General features: G+C 70.6%; 16 protein-coding genes. All 16 read left to right on the plus strand.

Annotation, left to right across the window (positions count from 1 at the left end; translation table 11 throughout):
- Window positions 1–37 precede the first annotated feature (37 nt).
- The 16 genes from C1J01_RS22585 to C1J01_RS50010 all read left to right on the plus strand — a co-directional run bounded on the left by C1J01_RS22585 (window position 38) and on the right by C1J01_RS50010 (window position 18946).
- Window positions 38–1357, plus strand: coding sequence for a bifunctional folylpolyglutamate synthase/dihydrofolate synthase (locus C1J01_RS22585; RefSeq protein ID WP_111180968.1), 1320 nt, complete (start codon window positions 38–40; stop codon window positions 1355–1357).
- Window positions 1354–1698 (plus strand): DUF4233 domain-containing protein, encoded by a 345-nt coding sequence (locus tag C1J01_RS22590; RefSeq protein ID WP_111180969.1) that lies wholly within the window; start codon window positions 1354–1356, stop codon window positions 1696–1698. The genes C1J01_RS22585 and C1J01_RS22590 overlap by 4 nt, the downstream gene beginning before the upstream one ends.
- Before the next feature lie 11 nt (window positions 1699–1709).
- The gene (locus tag C1J01_RS22595; RefSeq protein ID WP_146615689.1) at window positions 1710–3269 is read left to right on the plus strand and encodes an ABC transporter permease family protein; all 1560 of its coding nucleotides are present in this window, start codon (window positions 1710–1712) and stop codon (window positions 3267–3269) included.
- Between the two features lie 161 nt (window positions 3270–3430).
- Window positions 3431–3841, plus strand: a complete 411-nt coding sequence (gene ndk / locus C1J01_RS22600) for a nucleoside-diphosphate kinase (RefSeq protein ID WP_111180971.1) — start codon at window positions 3431–3433, stop codon at window positions 3839–3841.
- Between the two features lie 324 nt (window positions 3842–4165).
- Window positions 4166–5197: a rod shape-determining protein gene (locus C1J01_RS22605; protein ID WP_111180972.1), complete on the plus strand. Its 1032-nt coding sequence runs from the start codon at window positions 4166–4168 to the stop codon at window positions 5195–5197.
- Window positions 5197–6075 (plus strand): rod shape-determining protein MreC, encoded by an 879-nt coding sequence (gene mreC, locus C1J01_RS22610; RefSeq protein ID WP_111180973.1) that lies wholly within the window; start codon window positions 5197–5199, stop codon window positions 6073–6075. The genes C1J01_RS22605 and mreC overlap by 1 nt, the downstream gene beginning before the upstream one ends.
- Window positions 6076–6115: 40 nt before the next feature.
- Window positions 6116–6580, plus strand: coding sequence for a rod shape-determining protein MreD (gene mreD / locus C1J01_RS22615; RefSeq protein WP_111180974.1), 465 nt, complete (start codon window positions 6116–6118; stop codon window positions 6578–6580).
- Window positions 6577–8622, plus strand: coding sequence for a penicillin-binding protein 2 (gene mrdA, locus C1J01_RS22620; RefSeq protein WP_111180975.1), 2046 nt, complete (start codon window positions 6577–6579; stop codon window positions 8620–8622). The genes mreD and mrdA overlap by 4 nt, the downstream gene beginning before the upstream one ends.
- Entirely contained in the window at window positions 8619–9785 is a 1167-nt protein-coding gene (gene rodA / locus C1J01_RS22625; protein ID WP_111180976.1) for a rod shape-determining protein RodA, read from the plus strand. Before mrdA ends, rodA begins: the two co-directional genes overlap by 4 nt.
- A 96-nt stretch (window positions 9786–9881) precedes the next feature.
- A complete protein-coding gene (locus C1J01_RS22630) occupies window positions 9882–11792 on the plus strand; it encodes a TIGR03960 family B12-binding radical SAM protein (protein WP_111180977.1) in 1911 nt (636 codons plus the stop codon).
- Window positions 11793–11946: 154 nt separating this feature from the next.
- Window positions 11947–12699 (plus strand): TIGR03936 family radical SAM-associated protein, encoded by a 753-nt coding sequence (locus C1J01_RS22635; RefSeq protein WP_235854600.1) that lies wholly within the window; start codon window positions 11947–11949, stop codon window positions 12697–12699.
- A gap of 144 nt (window positions 12700–12843) precedes the next feature.
- Window positions 12844–16098, plus strand: a complete 3255-nt coding sequence (locus C1J01_RS22640; RefSeq protein ID WP_235854601.1) for an Rne/Rng family ribonuclease — start codon at window positions 12844–12846, stop codon at window positions 16096–16098.
- A 217-nt stretch (window positions 16099–16315) separates the two neighbouring features.
- Window positions 16316–16618 (plus strand): 50S ribosomal protein L21, encoded by a 303-nt coding sequence (gene rplU / locus C1J01_RS22645; protein ID WP_043634375.1) that lies wholly within the window; start codon window positions 16316–16318, stop codon window positions 16616–16618.
- A gap of 14 nt (window positions 16619–16632) precedes the next feature.
- On the plus strand, window positions 16633–16890 hold the full coding sequence (rpmA, locus tag C1J01_RS22650) for a 50S ribosomal protein L27 (protein ID WP_012893687.1): 258 nt from the start codon (window positions 16633–16635) through the stop codon (window positions 16888–16890).
- A gap of 195 nt (window positions 16891–17085) precedes the next feature.
- Window positions 17086–18438, plus strand: a complete 1353-nt coding sequence (gene obgE / locus C1J01_RS22655) for a GTPase ObgE (protein WP_111180988.1) — start codon at window positions 17086–17088, stop codon at window positions 18436–18438.
- A 118-nt stretch (window positions 18439–18556) separates the two neighbouring features.
- The gene (locus tag C1J01_RS50010; protein ID WP_181448908.1) at window positions 18557–18946 is read left to right on the plus strand and encodes a leucine zipper domain-containing protein; all 390 of its coding nucleotides are present in this window, start codon (window positions 18557–18559) and stop codon (window positions 18944–18946) included.
- The last annotated feature ends 45 nt before the right edge of the window (window positions 18947–18991 follow it).

Raw genomic sequence — 18991 nt, forward strand, 5'->3', positions numbered from 1 at the left:
GGGATGGAGTGCTGGTGGGGGTCAGTAGGGTTGAGGGGTGGATTATCGTGCGGTTGAACGCGCCATCCTCGATCGCGGCGTCGAGTGGGATTTCGAGCCGACGCTCGACCGGATCGCGGCCCTTCTGGACGTGCTCGGCTCGCCGCAGCGGGCGTACCCGGTCGTACACATTGCCGGCACCAACGGCAAGACGAGTACGGCGCGGCTGACGGAGGCGCTGCTGAAGGAGCGCAACCTGCGGGTGGGGCGGTTCACCAGCCCTCACCTGGTGTCGATGCGCGAGCGGATCACCGTCGACGGGGAGCCGTTGAGCGAGGAACGGTTCGCCGAGGTCTACGAGGAGATCATCCCCTACGTCGAGCTGACAGACGCCGGCGGGCGGCGCATCCAGTTCTTCGAGCTGCTGACGGCGATGGCCTTCGCCGCGTTCAGCGACACCCCCGTCGATGTCGCGGTCGTCGAGACCGGCATGGGCGGGTCGTGGGACGCCACCAACGTGGCCGACGGCACCGTGTCGGTGGTCACTCCGATCTCGCTCGACCACACCGACCGGCTCGGGCCCGACATCCCGAGCATCGCCTCGGAGAAGGCGGGCATCATCAAGCCCGGTTCGACGGCGGTGTTCGCGCAGCAGGAGCTCACCGCGGCCGAGGTGCTGATGCGGCGCGCCGTCGAGGTCGGGGCGGTCGTGGCGCGTGAGGGGCTGGAGTTCGGCGTGCTGAGCCGTGAGGTCGCCATCGGCGGGCAGCTGCTCACACTGCGCGGCCTCAAGGGTGTCTACGACGAGGTCTACCTGCCGCTGTACGGCGCCCACCAGGCGAGCAACGCCGCCTGTGCGCTGGCCGCCGTCGAGGCGTTGACCGGCGGCGACGATCCGCTCGACGTCGATCTCGTACGCCAGGCGTTCGCGCAGGCGTCCTCGCCGGGGCGGCTCGAGGTCATCAGGCGGACGCCGACGGTGGTGGTCGACGCAGCGCACAACCCGGGCGGCATGCAGGCGACGCTGGACGGGCTGCACGAGGCGTTCGACTTCGCCAAGGTGATCGGCGTGGTCTCGGTCATGCGCGACAAGGACGTCGAGGGTCTGCTGGAGCTGCTCGAGCCGGTGCTCGCGGAGATCGTGGTCACGCGTAACTCCTCGCCCAGGTCCATGCCGCCCAAGGAGCTCGCGGAGCTGGCCGAGCCGCTGTTCGGCGAGGATCGGGTGCACGTCGTCGACCGGCTCGACGACGCCATCGACAAGGGCATCGCCATCGCCGACGCCGAGGGTGAGTTCAGCGGGACGGGCGTGCTCATCACGGGGTCGGTCGTCACCGCGGGCGACGCCCGGCGGCTGCTGAAGGCGGACGGCACATGATGAACTTCGAGGTCACTCCCGGGATGCGCCGGCTCGGCGCCAGCGTGCTCGGCATGGAGGCCATCGTGGCCGGGCTCGTCACGCCCGTCGCGATCCGCGTGGCCGGAGTGTCGCCCGGCCTCGCGGTGACGGTCGGCATCGGGCTCGCCGTGCTGTGCGTGGTGGCCGCGGGGCTGCTCAAGAAGCCGATCGGTTACGTTCTCGGCAGCGTCGCGCAGGTGCTGGCGATCTGTACGGGGTTCGTCGTGTCGATGATGTTCTTCCTCGGCGCGATCTTCGCCGCGCTGTGGATCACGGCCATTCTCGTAGCTCGCCGTGTCGAGGGCGCTACTTCGCGCTAAAGTCGGCCAACATGGCCGTCCCCCCACTCCAGCGGTCGTACGACCCGGCTGGCCACAGACCTTCGTGGCAGCTCGACGTGTTGCTCGGGCTGCTCGTCGTGGCGTCGCTGCCCTTGGCGATCGTCGCGATCCCCAACACGCTCTCCGTCGTCGCCGGGCTGCTGCCGGGCGACCTGAACCACGCCGGGCTCATGCGCACGCACGGGCTCGCGCTGCCCGCCCTGATGCTCACCGTCCCACTGGCCGCCGTGGCGCTGCGGCGGGTGCCGGCGGCGTACATGCTGGTGGCCGGGCTGGCGCTGGTGGCGCTGTCCGACGCCGCGGGCGGTTACGCGGGCTCGGAGCTCGTCGTCGGGGCCGTACGCGTGGTGCGGGGCATCGGGGCCGGGCTGGTCCTGCCCGCCATGCTGGCGGCCGTCTGGGAGCGCACGCCCGTGCTGCGGGCCCTGTGGGTGGGCGTGCTGGGGCTGAGCCTGCTCGTGGCGCAGGCCCTGGCGTTGTGGCCGCTCGACGACGTGAGCAGCTGGCGGGTGACGCTGCAGCCGTACCCGCTGGTGACGGGGATCGCGCTGGCGCTGTCCGCCCTGCACCTCGGTGTGTGGACGGTGTGCGGCCGGCCTCCCGCTCCGGTGCCCGGCGTGCGCGAGCGCGGGCTGGTGTTGTTGTCGGCCGGACCCGCGGCCGGCATCGCCGTCGTGGCGGTCAGCACGGCCTCGGAAGGCTGGCGGGCCGGCTGGGTGATCCTGCTGGCGGCCGTGGCGGTGACGGCGCTGCTGGTCATGGCCTCGATGGGGGCCGCCGAGAGCCGTACGCTCGCGTACACGATGGTGGCCGTGGGCGTCGTGCTGCTGCCGAGCGCCGCGCAGATCACGATGGTCGAGATGGGCGGCCTCGGCGGGCCGGGGCTGCGGGGGTTGTGGCTGCCGTACGTCCTGGCGGGGGTGCTGGCGGTCGCCGCCGCGATCCTGGTGCGGCTGCACGCGCCCGCCGCGGCACGGTGGCTGGCGCCGCTCGGGCTGCTGGCCATGGTGGGGGGTCTGTGCTCGGTACGGTTCCTCGTGCCGTCGGCCGACGGGCTGCTGCTGGCGGTGCCGTTCGGACTGCTCGCGGTGGGCGCGGCGGTGGCGTTGACGGCGGCGTTGCAGGAGGTCACCTTCGGGGCCGCGGCGTTCGGGCTGTCGCTGGGCGTGGCCGGGGTGCTGACGGGCTTCCTGCTCGGCACGGGCGTGCAGATGGCGATGCTCGACGGCGTGGGGTCGGTGCAGGAGCTGGTCGACGGTTTCGTGGGCGCGGTGCACTGGTGGGCGCTGATCGGCGGGTTCCTGGTGGTGCTGATCATCGTGCTGGCCGCCGTGCTGGCGCGGCGCGCCGACCAGCCTCCGGCGGAGGCGCAGGAGCGCGTGCCGTGCGCCGGTACGCCGACGGACACGCTGCTCGTCCCCGAGGACGGCGATTCCGGACATCAGGCGAGCGTTCCGCCCATGGGCGCCTTCGACCGGTCCGACGAGGGGCGGTCGCTGCCGTCGGTGCCGCCGCAGGGGCAGTCGCCGGAGGACACCTCCTCCCCGTAGGGAGGCTAGGCTTCCCGTACGGAAACGAGGGCAGGGGCGGGGAACGGTAAGCTGAGGCCCTGCCACGGCGACGTGTGGGCGCGTAGCCCCGCGAAGCGTCCTCCGCGGCCAGGCCGGGTGCCTGCAGCCGCGACCCCACTCTGTTCGAAGGAGAACTTCAAGTGTCCGAGCGCACTCTGGTCCTGATCAAGCCCGACGGGGTAAAGCGCGGCCTCATCGGTGACGTGATCTCCCGCGTGGAGCGCAAGGGCCTCAAGGTCGTGGCGATGGACCTCCGCACCCTCGACGTCGACACCGCGAAGGCGCACTACGCCGAGCACTCCGAGCGGCCGTTCTTCGGCGAGCTGGTGGAGTTCATCACCTCGGGGCCGCTCGTCGCGATGGTGCTCGAGGGCCCGCGCGCCGTCGAGGCCTTCCGCGCGCTGGCGGGCGCCACCGACCCGGTCAAGTCGCCCCCCGGCACGATCCGCGGCGACCACGCCCTCGAGATCGGCGAGAACGTCGTGCACGGCTCCGACTCTCCCGAGTCGGCCGCCCGGGAGATCAAGATCTTCTTCCCGGACCGGTTCTGAGCGACTCCCGTCCTCCGCGCGCCCGCGCAGCTCCGGCTGCGCGGGCGCGCGTTTTTCTGTCGGTCCCCCCGCGTATGGTTCTGAAGTCGGCGGGGGTGGCCGGCGGCATGAATGGATGAATCTTTTCTGCGTCTTGGTGAGTTCTCGGCTCCCATGGCCATCGGATGTTGTGGTGCAATCCGGGCAAAATTGAGGTTGGGGTAGAGGCTGGAGAATTTTGACAGGCGCGCTGGCTCATTGCGGCCCTCGGTGGGTACGTCACGTTACGATTCGAATTCGATCCGTAGTCATTCGCGAACGACGTTACGGAGGGCTCCGTTCCCCATGGGCAGCAAGCTCGCGTTCCTCGGCCGTGACATGGCGGTCGACCTGGGCACCGCCAACACGTTGGTCTACGTGCGTGGCCGCGGCATCGTGCTCAACGAGCCGTCAGTCGTAGCGATCAACACCGTCACCGGCAAGATCGTGGCGGTCGGCATCGAGGCCAAGCGGATGATCGGTCGCACGCCCGGCAACATTGTCGCGGTCCGCCCGCTCAAAGACGGCGTTATCGCCGATTTCGACGTCACCGAACGAATGTTGCGCTATTTCATCCAGCGGGTGCACAAACGACGGCATTTCGCAAAGCCGCGCATCATCGTCGCCGTGCCCAGCGGGATCACCAGCGTCGAGCAGCGGGCGGTCAAGGAGGCCGGCTACCAGGCCGGCGCGAGGAAGGTCTACATCATCGAGGAGCCCATGGCCGCCGCCATCGGCGCCGGGCTGCCGGTGCACGAGCCGACGGGCAACATGGTGGTCGACATCGGCGGCGGCACGACCGAGGTGGCGATCATCTCGATGGGCGGCGTGGTCACCAGCCAGTCGATCCGGGTCGGCGGCGACGAGCTCGACCAGGCGGTGATGACGTTCGCGAAGAAGGAGTTCTCGCTCATGCTGGGCGAGCGCACCGCCGAGGAGATCAAGATGGCGATCGGGTCGGCCTGTCCGATCGGTGAGGAGCTGCACGCGGAGATCCGCGGGCGCGACCTGATCACGGGGCTGCCCAAGACCATCGTGGTGTCGAGCGAGGAGATCAGGAAGGCCACCGAGGAGCCGGTCAACGCGATCGTCGACGCGGTCAAGACCACGCTCGACAAGTGCCCTCCGGAGCTGTCCGGCGACATCATGGACCGCGGCATCGCGCTCACCGGTGGCGGAGCTCTGCTGAGGGGCCTCGACGAGCGGGTCAGGGCCGAGACGGGCATGCCGGTGCACCTCGTCGACAACGCCCTCGACTCCGTCGCCATCGGCTCGGGCAAGTGCGCCGAGGAGTTCGAGGCTCTGCAGGGGGTTCTGGTGCCGGAGTCGCGACACTGATGAGAGACTCGCGCCGTGCCCGGATCGTCCTGGGAGTGCTGCTCTCGGCGGCTCTGATCATCCTGACCGTCGACCACCGCTCGGGCGAGAGCTCGCCGCTGCGTCAGGTCCGCGCGGCCGGGGCCTACGTGTTCGGCACGGCGGAGCAGTTCGGCGTCGGGCTCATCCGGCCCGTCGGCACGTTCGTGCAGGCGGTCCTGGCGGCGCCGAGCGCCCAGCAACGCATCGACGCGCTGAAGGAGGAGAACGCCAGGCTGCGCGCGAGCCTGGACGCGGGCCGCATCGACGCCGACCGCGCCAAGCAGCTCCAGCGGCTGCTCGGGCTGGCCGGCACCGGCGGATACAAGGTCGTCACGGCCAACGTCGTGGCTCGGCGCGGGCTGCCCGGGTTCGAGGACGCCGTCGAGATCGACGTCGGCACCGGCGACGGGGTTCAGCGCGACATGACCGTGCTCGACGGCGATGGGCTGGTCGGGCGCGTGCTGCACGCCTCGGCCCACACCTCGACGGTGCTGCTGCTGAGCGATCCCGCCTCGTCCGTCGGCGCGCGACTGGAGGGCGGCAAGGAGATCGGCGTGGTCCACGGCGTCGGGGAGCACGGGCGGCTCGTGCAGTTCCGGCTCCTCGACTCCACGGCGTCGATGAGCAGGGGCGGGCGGATCGTGAGCTTCGGGTCCAAGAACGGGAGGCCTTACGTGCCGGGGGTGCCGATCGGGATCATCGAGCGGGTCGAGTCCACGCCAGGGGAGCTGACGCGGATCGCCTACGCCCGGCCGTACGCGGACATGACGGCGCTCGACGTGGTCGGCGTCGTGGTGGAGGCGCCCAAGCGCAATCCGCGCGACGCCGTCCTGCCCGCCAAGGAGGGGGCGCGGTGAGCGTGATCGACAGCATGATCTACGGCGGGGAGGGGGCCTGGTGATCGGGTGGCTGTCGGTGGTGGTGGCGTTGCTCACGCAGGTCATGCTCGTCAACCGGGTGCCCCTGCCCGCCGGGGGCGCGCCTGATCTCGTGCTGCTCGCCGTGATCGGCGCGGCGCTGACCCGGGGGCCGTCCTCGGGGGCGGTGCTCGGCTTCTTCGCGGGGCTGCTGGTCGACGTCATGCCGCCGAGCGCCCACCTGGTGGGCCAGTACGCGTTCGTGTACGCGCTCGTCGGCTACGTCGCCGGGCGCGGCCTGGGCGGGCCGGTCACGACCGTGGTGCTGTGCGTGCTGCTGGCGCCGCTGGTGGCCGCGGCCGTGGGCGCGCTGATGTCCGATCCCCGGGTGACGATGCCGATGCTGACCGGCCAGGTGCCCGTCACCATCGTCTACACGCTGCTGGTCTCGCCCATCGTGATCTGGCTGACCACGCGGAGCAGACAGGCGAGGTTCTCGACATGACGCGCATCCGGGCCCGGCTGCTGGTGCTGCACGTGCTCGTGCTGGCGTTGCTCGCGGTGCTGGCCGTGCGGCTGTGGCAGGTGCAGGTCGTGCACGGGCAGGAGTTCGTGACGCGGGCGACGGAGACGCGGACGCGGGTGGTGATCTCGCCTGCCGTACGCGGGCAGATCCTCGACTCGTCGGGGCGCCCGCTGGTGCGCAACAAGACCGCGCTGGTCGTCTCCGTCGACCGCACCCGGCTGTCCAGGATGCAGGACGGCGGCCTGGCGGTGCTGCGCAAGCTGTCGGCGGTGCTCGGCCGGCCGGTGAAGGACCTGCAGCAGCGCATCAGGCCGTGCGGGCCCGGGGTGGGCAAGCCGTGCTGGACGGGGTCGCCGTACCAGGCGGTTCCGCTGGACGAGAAGGTCGACACCCGCGAGGCGCTGCAGATCCTGGAGAGGCAGGAGGAGTTCCCCGGCGTGACGGCCGAGGTCAACTCCGTCCGGCAGTATCCGGGGGGCAGGGCGGGGGCCCAGATGCTCGGCTACCTGCAGCCGGTCACCCAGGCGGAGCTGGAGAAGCGCGAAGGGCTCAAGGCCAGCTTCTCCGGCGTCGACCTCGCCGGGCGCGACGGGCTCGAATACGTCTACGACGACGCGCTGCGCGGCAAGGCAGGGCTGCGCCGGGTGCAGGTCGACCGCATGGGCAAGCCGCTCGGGGTCGTGGAGCAGGTGACGCCCGTCGCCGGCGACCACCTGGTGACGAGCATCGATTCGCGGGTGCAGGCGGTGGTGGAGAAGGCGCTGGCCAAGGCGATGAAGTCCGCGCCGGCCGCCGACGGCGGGGCCGGGGTGGTGCTCGACGCCCGTACGGGACGGGTGGTGGCGCTCGCCAGCGCACCCGGGTACGACCCGGAGATCTGGGCGGGCGGCATCTCGGCGCGCGGCTACCAGTGGCTCATGTCGGAGAAGTCCGGCAAACCGCTCGTGTCGCGGGCGATCAACGGCCAGTTCGCGCCCGGTTCGACGTTCAAGGTCACGTCGGTGTCGGCGATGTTGCGGGCCGGCTATCCGCTGAACGGCACCTATTCCTGCCCCGGCTCCTACATGGTGGGCGGCCGGGCGTTCAACAACTTCCGGGGCATCGGGCTGGGCTCGATGAACCTGCACACGGCGCTGGTCAAGTCGTGCGACACGATCTTCTACCGGGCGGCGTACGAGCAGTACCTCAAGGACGGCGGGCGCACGCCGAAGAAGAAGCCGAAAGAGGTCTTCGCCAACGTGGCCAGGCAGTTCGGATTCGGCGCGCCGACCGGCATCGACCTGCCCGGCGAGTCGGGCGGCCGCATCCCCGACCGGGCCTGGAAGAAGGAGCTGTGGGACCAGACGAGCGCGGTCACCTGCACGCGGGCGCGCAAGGGCTATCCGGAGCTGAAGGACCGGGCGCGGGCGGCGTTCCTCAAGCAGCTCGCGGTGGAGAACTGCGCCGAGGGGTTCCTGCTGCGGCCGGGTGACGCGGCCAACTTCTCCATCGGGCAGGGCGACGTGCTCGTCACGCCGCTGCAGCTGGCGCGGGCGTACCAGGCGCTGGTGAGCGACGGCAAGGTGCGCAGCCCGCGCATCGGCTGGGCGCAGGTGCGGCCGGACGGCAAGGTGGTCAAAACCATCCCGGTGCCGGTGGTGGGCAAGCTGCCGCTCAGCGAGAAGGAGCGCCTGTACATCAAGAACGCGCTGAGCCAGGTGGCCGCCGACGGCACGGCGGCGGGGGCCTTCGCCGGGTTCCCGATGGACCAGGTCCGCGTCGGCGGCAAGACCGGTACGGCGGAGGTCTGGGGCAAGAAGGACACCTCCTGGTTCGCGTCGTTCGCGCCGACGAAGAAGCCGCAGTACGTGGTGGTCGTGATGGTGTCGCAGGGTGGCATGGGCGGTTCGACGGCGGCGCCGGCCGTGCGGGAGATCTACGAGGGCATCTACGGCATCAAGCGCAGGCCCGCCGTTCCCGGCGGGCGGCTCACCACGCGGCTGCCCAGGTTCGCCCCCGACGGAACGGTGGCCGGGGGATGATCGCGCGCGCGGTGGACATCCGGCGGCCGTCGCTGCTGCAGCGCATGGCCCGCGAGGACTCGACCGTGCGCCGGCTCGACGGGCTCATGCTGGTCGCGGTGGCCGGGCTGTGCGTGATCGGCACGCTGCTGGTCTGGTCGTCCACCAGGACGTGGGCGCCCGGCTCGACCGGGCTGGTGAAGAAACACCTGCTCAACGAGGCCGTCGGGATCGTGATGTGCGGTCTCGTCGCCATGGTGGATCACCGGGCGATGCGGGCGTACGCGCCGCTGGTGTTCCTGATGTCGCTGCTGGGGCTGGGGCTGGTGCTGACCCCGCTGGGGGCGACGATCAACGGCTCCCACTCGTGGATCCTGCTCGGGGGCGGGTTCGCGGTGCAGCCGTCCGAATTCGCCAAGGTCGGGCTGTTGCTGATCACCGCAATGTTGCTGGCGCAGCCGGCCGAGGGCACCGACCGGCCACGCATGATCGACGTGACGCTGGCGCTGGTCGCGGCGGGGATCACGATCGGGCTGGTGATGCTGCAGCCCGACCTCGGCACGGCGATGGTGCTGGCGGTGATCACCGCCGCCGGTCTGGTCATCTCGGGCGTGCGCAAGCGCCTGATCGCGCTGCTGACGCTGGTGGCGGGCCTCGGGGTGTTCGCGGTGTTCTACTTCCAGATGCTGGAGCCGTACCAGGTGGCGCGGTTCACGGCGTTCGTCGACCCGAGCGTCGATCCGCGCGGCGTGGGCTACAACAGCACGCAGTCGCTGATCGCGATCGGCTCGGGGCAACTGCTGGGCAAGGGGCTGCTCGGCGGCGGGCAGACGACCGGGCGGTTCGTGCCCGAGCAGCACACCGACTTCATCTTCACGGTGGCGGGGGAGGAGTTCGGGTTCCTCGGGTCGGTCACCGTGGTCATCCTGCTCGGCATCGTGCTGCTGCGCGGCCTGAAGATCGCTAGGGAGTGCGAGGACCGGTTCGGGACGCTGGTCGCGGGCACGATCGTGTGCTGGTTCGCGTTCCAGACGTTCATCAACGTGGGCATGACGATCGGGATCATGCCGATCACCGGGCTGCCGCTGCCGTTCGTCTCCTACGGCGGCACCGCGACCTTCGCCAACCTCGTCGCCGTCGGGCTGCTCCAGGCCATCAAGGTGCGGCGACGGCCGTTCGCCTAGCGGGCGGTCGCGCCGGGGGTGAACGACGTGGCCGATGGGGCATGGGAGAGGCGTCCGGAGACCCGGCAGCGCCCGCGCGCCGCTACCCTGGACTGTATGCCTGTCGAGTCGATTTTCCACCGCCTGGAAGCGCTGCTGCCCAAGGTGCAGAAGCCCATCCAGTATGTCGGGGGTGAGCTCAACTCGACCGTCAAGGACTGGGACTCCGCCGACGTGCGGTGGGCGTTGATGTACCCGGACGCCTACGAGGTCGGGCTGCCCAACCAGGGCGTCGCCATCCTCTACGAGATCCTCAACGAGCTCCCCGGCACGCTGGCCGAACGCACGTACGCCGTCTGGCCCGACCTCGAGGCGCTGATGCGAGCCGAGGGCGTCCCGCAGTTCACCGTCGACGCCCACCGGCCGGTGCGCGCGTTCGACGTGCTCGGGGTCTCGTTCTCGACCGAGCTCGGCTACACCAACATGCTGACGGCGCTCGATCTGGCCGGCATCCCGCTGCTCGCCGTCGACCGTGGCGAGGACGACCCGATCGTGCTCGCGGGCGGCCACGCCGCCTTCAACCCCGAGCCGATCGCCGACTTCCTCGACGCGGCCGTGCTCGGCGACGGGGAGCAGATCTCCATCGCCATCACCGAGGTCATCCGCGAGTGGAAGGCCGAGGGCAGGCCCGGCGGGCGTGACGAGCTGCTCATGCGGCTCGCCGAGTCGGGCGGGGTCTACGTGCCGAAGTTCTACGACGTCGAATACCACGACGACGGCCGCATCAAGCGCGTCGCGCCCAACCGGCCCGACGTGCCGTGGCGGGTGCACAAGCACACCGTGATGGACCTCGACGAGTGGCCGTACCCGAAGAAGCCGCTGGTGCCGCTGGCCGAGACGGTGCACGAGCGGTTCAGCGTGGAGATCTTCCGCGGCTGCACGCGCGGGTGCCGCTTCTGCCAGGCGGGCATGATCACGCGTCCGGTGCGCGAGCGCTCCATCACCACGATCGGGGCGATGGTCGACAACGGCATCAAGCAGTCCGGCTTCAACGAGGTCGGCCTGCTGTCGCTGTCGTCCGCCGACCACTCCGAGATCGCCGACGTGGCCAAGGGCCTCGCCGACCGGTACGAAGGCACCAACACCTCGCTGTCGCTGCCCTCCACCAGGGTCGACGCGTTCAACATCGACCTGGCCAACGAGTTCTCCAGGAACGGCAGGCGCTCGGGCCTGACGTTCGCGCCCGAGGGCGGCTCGGAGCGGATGCGCAAGGTGATCAACAAGATGGTCACCGAGGAAGACCTCATCCGCACCGTCACCACGGCCTACTCCCAGGGCTGGCGGCAGGTCAAGCTCTACTTCATGTGCGGCCTGCCCACCGAGCAGGACGAAGACGTGCTCGGCATCGCCGACCTGGCCAAGAAGGTCATCAAGGCGGGCCGCGAGGCGACCGGCAGCCGCGACATCCGCTGCACGGTCTCCATCGGCGGTTTCGTGCCGAAACCGCACACGCCGTTCCAGTGGGCCGGGCAGGCCGACCACGAGACGGTCGACCGGCGGCTCAAGGCGCTGCGCGACGCGCTGCGCGGCGACAAGGAGTACGGCCGCGCGATCGGCTACCGCTACCACGACGGCAAACCGTCCATCGTGGAGGGGCTGCTGTCGCGGGGCGACCGCAGGATCGGCGCCGTGATCAGGAACGTCTGGGAGGACGGCGGCCGGTTCGACGGGTGGAGCGAGCACTTCTCCTACGAACGCTGGATGGCCGCCGCCGAGAAGGCGGGCGTCGACGTCGACTGGTACACCACGCGTGAGCGGGAGGAGAACGAAGTCCTCCCGTGGGACCACCTCGACGCGGGGCTCGACCGCGAATGGTTGTGGCAGGACTGGCAGGAGGCCGTCTCCGGCGGTGAGGTCGAAGACTGCCGCTGGACGCCGTGTTACGACTGCGGTGTCTGCCCGACGATGGGGACCGAAATTCAGATCGGCCCGACGGGGCGGAAACTCCTTCCCCTGACGGTGGTCTAGCGCTCTCGGTGGGCGAGCCGTGTCTGGGCGTACACGTACACCTGCCGGGGCGGCTTATCCTGGGACGAAGGAACTCTTTGACAAGGAAGGACGACAAGCTCTGAAACCTGTTCCCGAAGGGCCTCCGCCAGCGCCCACGGTGCAGCGCCTGCGTGTGCGTTACGCCAAGCGCGGCCGCCTGCGCTTCACCAGCCACCGCGACATCTCGCGGGCCGTCGAGAGAGCGGTCCGCCGTGCCGGCATTCCGGTGGCCTACAGCGCGGGTTTCTCGCCCCACCCGAAGATCTCCTACGCGGGCGCGGCGCCGACCGGTGTCGCCAGTGAAGCCGAATACCTCGAGATCGGCGTCACCACGCCGAGCGATCCCGCCCAGGTCAGACAGAGCCTGGACGAGTCGTTGCCCTCCGGGCTCGATGTGCTCGACGTCGTGGAGGCGGGTCCGGGCGGGCTGGCCGACCGCTTGGAGGCATCCGAGTGGGAAGTGCGGCTGCCCGGTGCCGATCGCGAACTCGCCGAGGTGGCGGCAGAGAAGTTCTTCGCGGCGGGCACGGTGGAAGTCGAGCGCCTCACCAAGAAGGGTCCCCGCCGCTTCGACGCGCGGCAGGCCGTCCTGGGGCTCGAGGTTTCCGAGGGAACAGACAGAACCGCAGCTCAGGTGGGCGGACGGCCGTGTGTCATACTGCGCATGGTTGTTCGGCACATGACGCCTGCCGTTCGACCCGACGATGTGCTCACAGGGCTGCGCCTTGTGGCCGACTTCGCGCCGCCGGTTCCCCCCGAGGTGACCAGGCTGGCGCAGGGGCCGCTCGACGTCAGCACCGGTGCGCTTGCCGACCCGCTCGACCTGGACCGCGACGTAACGCGCGGCGGCGAGGCGGGACCGGCGGGTGAGCACGTCGCCGGTTGAGGACGTGCCCTGCGTGAGCCGGGCACTACCGCTGACAGGACTTGGCGCCGATACGCCCCTTCCGGGGGCGCCGGCGGACAACGAGACACGAGGGCTCCTGCGCGGCGCGGTGACGCGCCCGGGAGCTGACGGGAGAACGCCCGCATGCTCGACAACGAGCCCAACGCCGGGGCCAACGGCCCCGACGGGGAGACAATTGAACAGCCCAAGGTGACCGAGCGCCGCCGCTCCGCCAGCCGCCCGGCGGGTCCCCCGCCGGAGCCGCCGGAGGAGCCGGCGTCCGTCCCGGTCACCGTCATCGCAGCGAAGGCCGCGCCGCAGGTCGCCGAGGTGCAACCGGTCCGGACGAACGCGGTGCAGCGTGCCGCGGGGGAGCCCGCTCCTGAGATTCTCGAAGCGGCGGCCACGGCGCCCGCCGTCAAGACGGTTCCCGCTTTCGCGACGTCCCACGCCGGTGAGGCGGAGGAGAGTGGCGCGGCCGGTGCGGCCGCGAGTGAGGCCGCCGGTGAAAGTGCGGCTGCGAGCGCCGCAGGTGGTGCTCAGGGCGCTGCCCAGGGTGGTGCCGCGAGCGCCGTGGCCGGAGCCGAGGAAACCGCCCAGCGTGGTTCTCAGGCCGCTCAGCGTGGTGCCGATGCCCTCGCGGGTGTTGTGAGCGCTACCGACGGTGGTGCCGAGAGCGCCGCAGCCGGGGCTGAGGACGCCGCGGATGGTGCGGAGGCGGAGAAGCCGAAGCGTACGAGGACGCGGTCCACCGCCACGACGACGCGGCGGCGTACGACGAAGAAGGCCACGGAGACGACGGCGGAGACGGCGGCCGAGGTCTCCGAGGCGCCTGCCGCCGAGACCGCGGAGACTGTCGAGCCGGTCGTCGAGGCGGCGCCGAAGCGGCGCCGTACGCGGAAGAAGGCCGAGCCGGAAGAGGTCGTGGCGGCCGAGACGCCCGCCGCTGAGGACACCGCGGCCGGCGCAGGTGCGGCCGAGGCCGGCCGGGGCGGGGTCGCCGAAGTGGTGGCGCCCTCCGGTGGTCGCGAGGCCGCGGCGCCGTTCGGCACCGGCGAGGAGGCCGGTACGGACGTGTCGCGCGGTGGGACGGCCGATGCGGAGATCGCCGCGAGCGGGGCCGCCGGGGGCGCTGGTGTGGAGGGCCGCGAGGGTGGCCCTGCGGCGCCCTCCGAGACCGACGAGGACATCGAGGACGAGGACGTCGTCGAGATCCTGCCCGAGGACGAGCCGCTCGATGACGAGCCCGCCGGTGAGGATCTCGACGAGGACGTCGTCCGGCCGAGCCTGCTCGCCGACCCCTTCGGGCTGACGGCGCAGCGGCAGAGCGACTCCGCCGCCGCGTTCCAGCGGCCGGCGGCCATCTTCGCGCCGCTGTTCCAGGCGCCCGACCCCAGCCGCGCGACGCCCGTCGTGCCGCGCCGGGCCGAGCCGCCGCAGCCCATCGTCGAGCCCGAGGACGTCGAGGAGCTCGCCGAAGAGGCGGTCGTCGAAGAAGAGGAGACCGACGCCGACACCACCGACGAGCAGGAGGAAGAGGGCGGCGGCCGCCGCCGTCGCCGCCGTCGGGGCGGCCGGGGCCGCGGCAGGACGCGCGAGCGCGACGAGGCCGAGGACGGCGAGGAACAGGACGAGGAGCCCGAAGAGGAGCCGCAGGAGGAGGAGTCCCAGGAGGAGACCTCCACCTCGCGCCGCCGCCGTCGCCGCCGTCGCCGCGGCACCGAGGAGGTCACCGAGCCGTCCGGCGACGACCCGCCGAACACGGTGGTGCGCATCCGCGCCCCGCGCTCCGGGCGGGCGGCGCTCGACACCGCCACCGACGGCGTGCAGAGCGTGCGCGGCTCCACCCGGCTGGAGGCCAAGAAGCAGCGCCGCCGCGAAGGGCGAGAGCTGGGCCGCAGGCGTCCGCCGATCATCACCGAGTCGGAGTTCCTGGCCCGCCGCGAGTCGGTGGACCGCATGATGGTGGTGCGCCGCCAGGGCGACCGTACGCAGATCGCGGTGCTGGAGGACGGCGTCCTCGTCGAGCACTACGTCAACCGCGAGGCCAGCCAGTCCTACGTCGGAAACGTCTACCTCGGCAAGGTGCAGAACGTGCTGCCCTCGATGGAGGCGGCGTTCGTCGACATCGGCAAGGGCCGCAACGCGGTGCTCTACGCCGGCGAGGTCAACTTCGACACCGCCGGGATGGAGGGCCAGCCCAAGCGCATCGAGTCGGCGCTGAAGTCCGGCCAGTCGGTGCTCGTGCAGGTCACGAAGGACCCGATCGGCCACAAGGGCGCCCGGCTCACCTCGCAGATCAGCCTGCCGGGCCGCTACCTCGTGTACGTGCCCGACGGGTCGATGACCGGCATCAGCCGCAAGCTGCCCGACAAGGAACGCACCCGGCTCAAGAGCATCCTGAAGAAGGTCATGCCGGAGAACGCCGGCGTGATCGTGCGTACGGCGGCCGAGGGCGCCTCCGAGGAGGAGCTGGCCCGTGACGTGGCCCGGCTGTCGGCGCAGTGGGAGAGCATCCAGAAGAAGGCCAAGTCGGCCAGCCCGCCCGAGCTGCTGTCGGCCGAGCCCGACCTGACCATCCGGGTCGTGCGCGACGTCTTCAACGAGGACTTCACCTCGCTGGTCGTGCAGGGCGACGACGCCTGGAACACCGTCGACGACTACGTCAAGTACGTCGCGCCGCACCTCGGCGAGCGGCTGACGAAGTGGGACGGCGAGCAGGGCGACGTGTTCGAGTCGTACCGGATCGACGAGCAGCTGGCCAAGGCGCTCGATCGCAAGGTGTGGCTGCCGAGCGGCGGCTCGCTGGTGATCGACCGCACCGAGGCGATGACCGTCGTCGACGTCAACACCGGCAAGTTCACCGGCCAGGGCGGCAACCTCGAGGAGACCGTCACCAGAAACAACCTGGAGGCGGCCGAGGAGATCGTGCGCCAGCTGCGGCTGCGGGACATCGGCGGCATCATCGTGATCGACTTCATCGACATGGTGCTGGAGTCCAACCGCGACCTGGTGCTGCGCCGGATGCTGGAGTGCCTCGCACGCGACAGGACCAAGCACCAGGTGGCCGAGGTCACCTCGCTGGGCCTGGTGCAGATGACCCGTAAGCGGGTCGGTCAGGGGCTGCTGGAGGCGTTCTCGACGCCGTGCGAGTGCTGCAACGGGCGCGGGCTGATCATCTCGAACGAGCCGGTCGAGTCCAAGCCGGAGCCGCGGGGCACACAGGGCAAGATGGCGGTGGAGAAGGCGGTCACGGACAAGGTTTCCGCGGCCAAGGACTCCTCCGGCCGTGATACCGTGACCGGTGCGCTTGAAGACGTCCCGGCTGAGGACGACCAGGCAAACCAGACTTCCGGCAGAGGGCGGCGACGCTCGCGCCGAGCCAAGTCGGCCGAGTAGTCCTCGGCGGACTTCCGACGTTCCGTCCGGTTCGCCTAGGGGGCCGTTAATCCGGTACCCTGGTGAACCGGTGCGTCAGGTGACGTGCCCTGTTGGCGCGCTTACTCGGTTCGTCGGTTCGCGACAGGCCGAATGACAGGCGCAGCATTCGGCGGCGACCTCTTCGTGAGGTGGCTGGTGTTCGAAAGCAACAGTGAGTCAGTAGAAGGGTTCCGCGGTGTACGCGATCGTTCGTTGCGGCGGCAGGCAGCAGAAGGTCTCCGTCGGTGACGTCCTCGAGGTGGACAAGGTCGCCGGCGAGGTCGGCTCTTCGGTTTCGCTGCCGACGGTGCTCGTCGTCAACGATGGCGACGTGACCACCGAGGCGGGCAAGTTCACGGTCAGCGCCGAGATTCTCGGCGAGACCAAGGGCCCGAAGATCCGGATTCTCAAGTACAAGAACAAGACCGGTTACAAGAAGCGCCAGGGTCACCGCCAGCGGTACACCCAGGTGAAGATCACCGGTATCGAGCAGGCCTGACGGGAGTTTGCGAGATGGCACACAAGAAGGGCGCGTCGTCCACCCGGAACGGCCGTGACTCCAACGCCCAGCGACTGGGCGTCAAGCGCTTCGGTGGCCAGCTGGTCAACGCGGGCGAGATCATCGTCCGCCAGCGTGGCACCCACTTCCACCCCGGTGACAACGTGGGCCGCGGTGGCGACGACACGCTGTTCGCGCTGGCCGCCGGCCACGTGCAGTTCGGTGTGAAGCGCGGCCGCCGGGCCGTGAGCATCGTCCCCGTCGCGGAGTAGGTTCGTCCGCGACTCGGGTTTTCACGTCAAGGGGTGGATCGATCGGCTGGTCGATCCGCCCCTTTTCGTGTTCCGCGGTGGCCGGCGGGCACCGGGCATGAGACCCGGGCGGCCGGCGTTCAGATCGTGGGGCGGGGCCGGAGGCCTCGTACGTTGGAATGAGATGCCCCGGGCGGGGTGATGGAGGAATACGGGATGCCGGACTTTGTGGACCAGGTGGTCCTTCACATCAAGGCCGGTGACGGGGGGAACGGGTGCGCCTCCATCCACCGGGAGAAGTTCAAGCCCCTCGGCGGGCCCGACGGCGGCAACGGCGGGCGCGGCGGTGACGTCATCCTCGAGGTCGACCCCAACACCGCGACCCTGCTCGACTACCACCGCCGCCCGCATCGCAAGGCGGAGAACGGCAAGCAGGGCCAGGGCTCTCACCGCGACGGCGCCAACGGCGAGGACGTGATCCTGCCCGTGCCCAACGGCACCGTGGTCAAGGACGCCAGGACGGGCGAGGTGCTGATCGACCTCGTGGGCGCCGGCACGCGTTACGTGATCGCCCAGGGCGGTCACGGCGGGCTGGGCAACGCGGCCCTGGCCACCACCAAGCGCAAGGCCCCCGGGTTCGCGCTGCTCGGCGAGCCGGGCGACGGGCTCGACGTGGTCCTGGAGCTCAAGAGCGTCGCGGACGTGGCGCTGGTCGGGTTCCCGAGCGCGGGGAAGTCGTCGCTGATCGCCGCGTTGAGCGCGGCCAAGCCGAAGATCGCCGACTATCCGTTCACCACGCTGATCCCCAACCTGGGGGTGGTGACGGCGGGCGACCACGTGTTCACCGTGGCCGACGTGCCGGGGCTGATCCCGGGCGCCTCGCAGGGCAAGGGGCTGGGCCACGAGTTCCTGCGGCACGTCGAGCGGTGCGACATGCTCGTGCACGTCATCGACTGCGCCACGATGGAGCCGGGGCGCGACCCGATCACCGACTATGAGGTGATCGAGGCGGAGCTGCGGGCGTACGGGAAGTTGGAGGACCGGCCGCGGCTGCTCGTGCTGAACAAGGCCGACGTGCCCGACGCGCGGGAGCTGGCCGAGCTGGTCAGGCCCGAGTTCGAGGAGCGGGGGCTGCGGGTGTTCACGATCTCGGCGGCCACGCACGACGGGCTGCGGGAGCTCACGTACGCGATGGGCGAGTGGGTCGCTGCGGCCAGGGCCAACAAGCCGGTCGAGGAGCCGACGCGGCTGGTGATCCGGCCCAAGCAGCTCGGCGACGCCGGGTTCACGGTGCGGCGGGTCAACGACAACCTGTTCCAGATCACCGGTGAGAAGCCCGAGCGGTGGATCCGGCAGACCGACTTCAGCAACGACGAGGCGGTGGGGTATCTCGCCGACCGGCTCGAACGGCTGGGGGTCGAGGAGGAGCTCGCCAAGGCGGGCGCCAGCCCGGGTGCCGAGGTGGTCATCGGGCCGATGGAGGGCGGCTACGTCTTCGACTGGCAGCCCACGCTGCACGCCGAGTCCGTACGCCAGGGGCCGCGCGGCACCGACAACCGCCTGGGCTAGCTGTACTGACCACAGAGGTTGAGTACGGCGCGACACAGAGTCGATGATCTTGTGAATGGATGAGGGCCTTCGGTTTGGTGTGGATTGCGACATCTACACGCCAACCAGAAAGGCCCTCATGCCCCACCGTAACGCGCCACTGGCCGAACTCGGACGCCTGCGCCTGGCTCGATGTGTCGTCGAGGACGGCTGGCCGCTACGTCGTGCCGCCGAACTCGGCATCTCCCGGCAGTGCGGGCACCGATGGGTGCGCCGGTTGCGGATCGAGGGCTGGGACGGGCCACACGGGCGGCGCAGCGGGCCCCGCTGCCTTCGCCGCACTCCCGCCAAGAGCGAACAGCAGATGCCGGCCGCTCGCGGCCAACTGTGGTCCGCACCCGACCACATCGCCCGCGCCACCGGCGTGCCGGCCAGTACCCTCACCCGCGTCCCCGGGGCGGAGGCGCGGAGGGTCCGGGCGCGGCTTGCGCGCCGCGGGCCGCGGTTCGCTTCGCCGCACCAGCGCTAGCCGCGTGGTTGCGCGTTGAGGGGTGGAGGTGGTGGCAGGTGCTTG

Origin of the sequence: Nonomuraea aridisoli (assembly GCF_003236395.1) — a bacterium.
In the GTDB taxonomy this organism is placed as follows: Bacteria; Actinomycetota; Actinomycetes; order Streptosporangiales; family Streptosporangiaceae; genus Nonomuraea; species Nonomuraea aridisoli.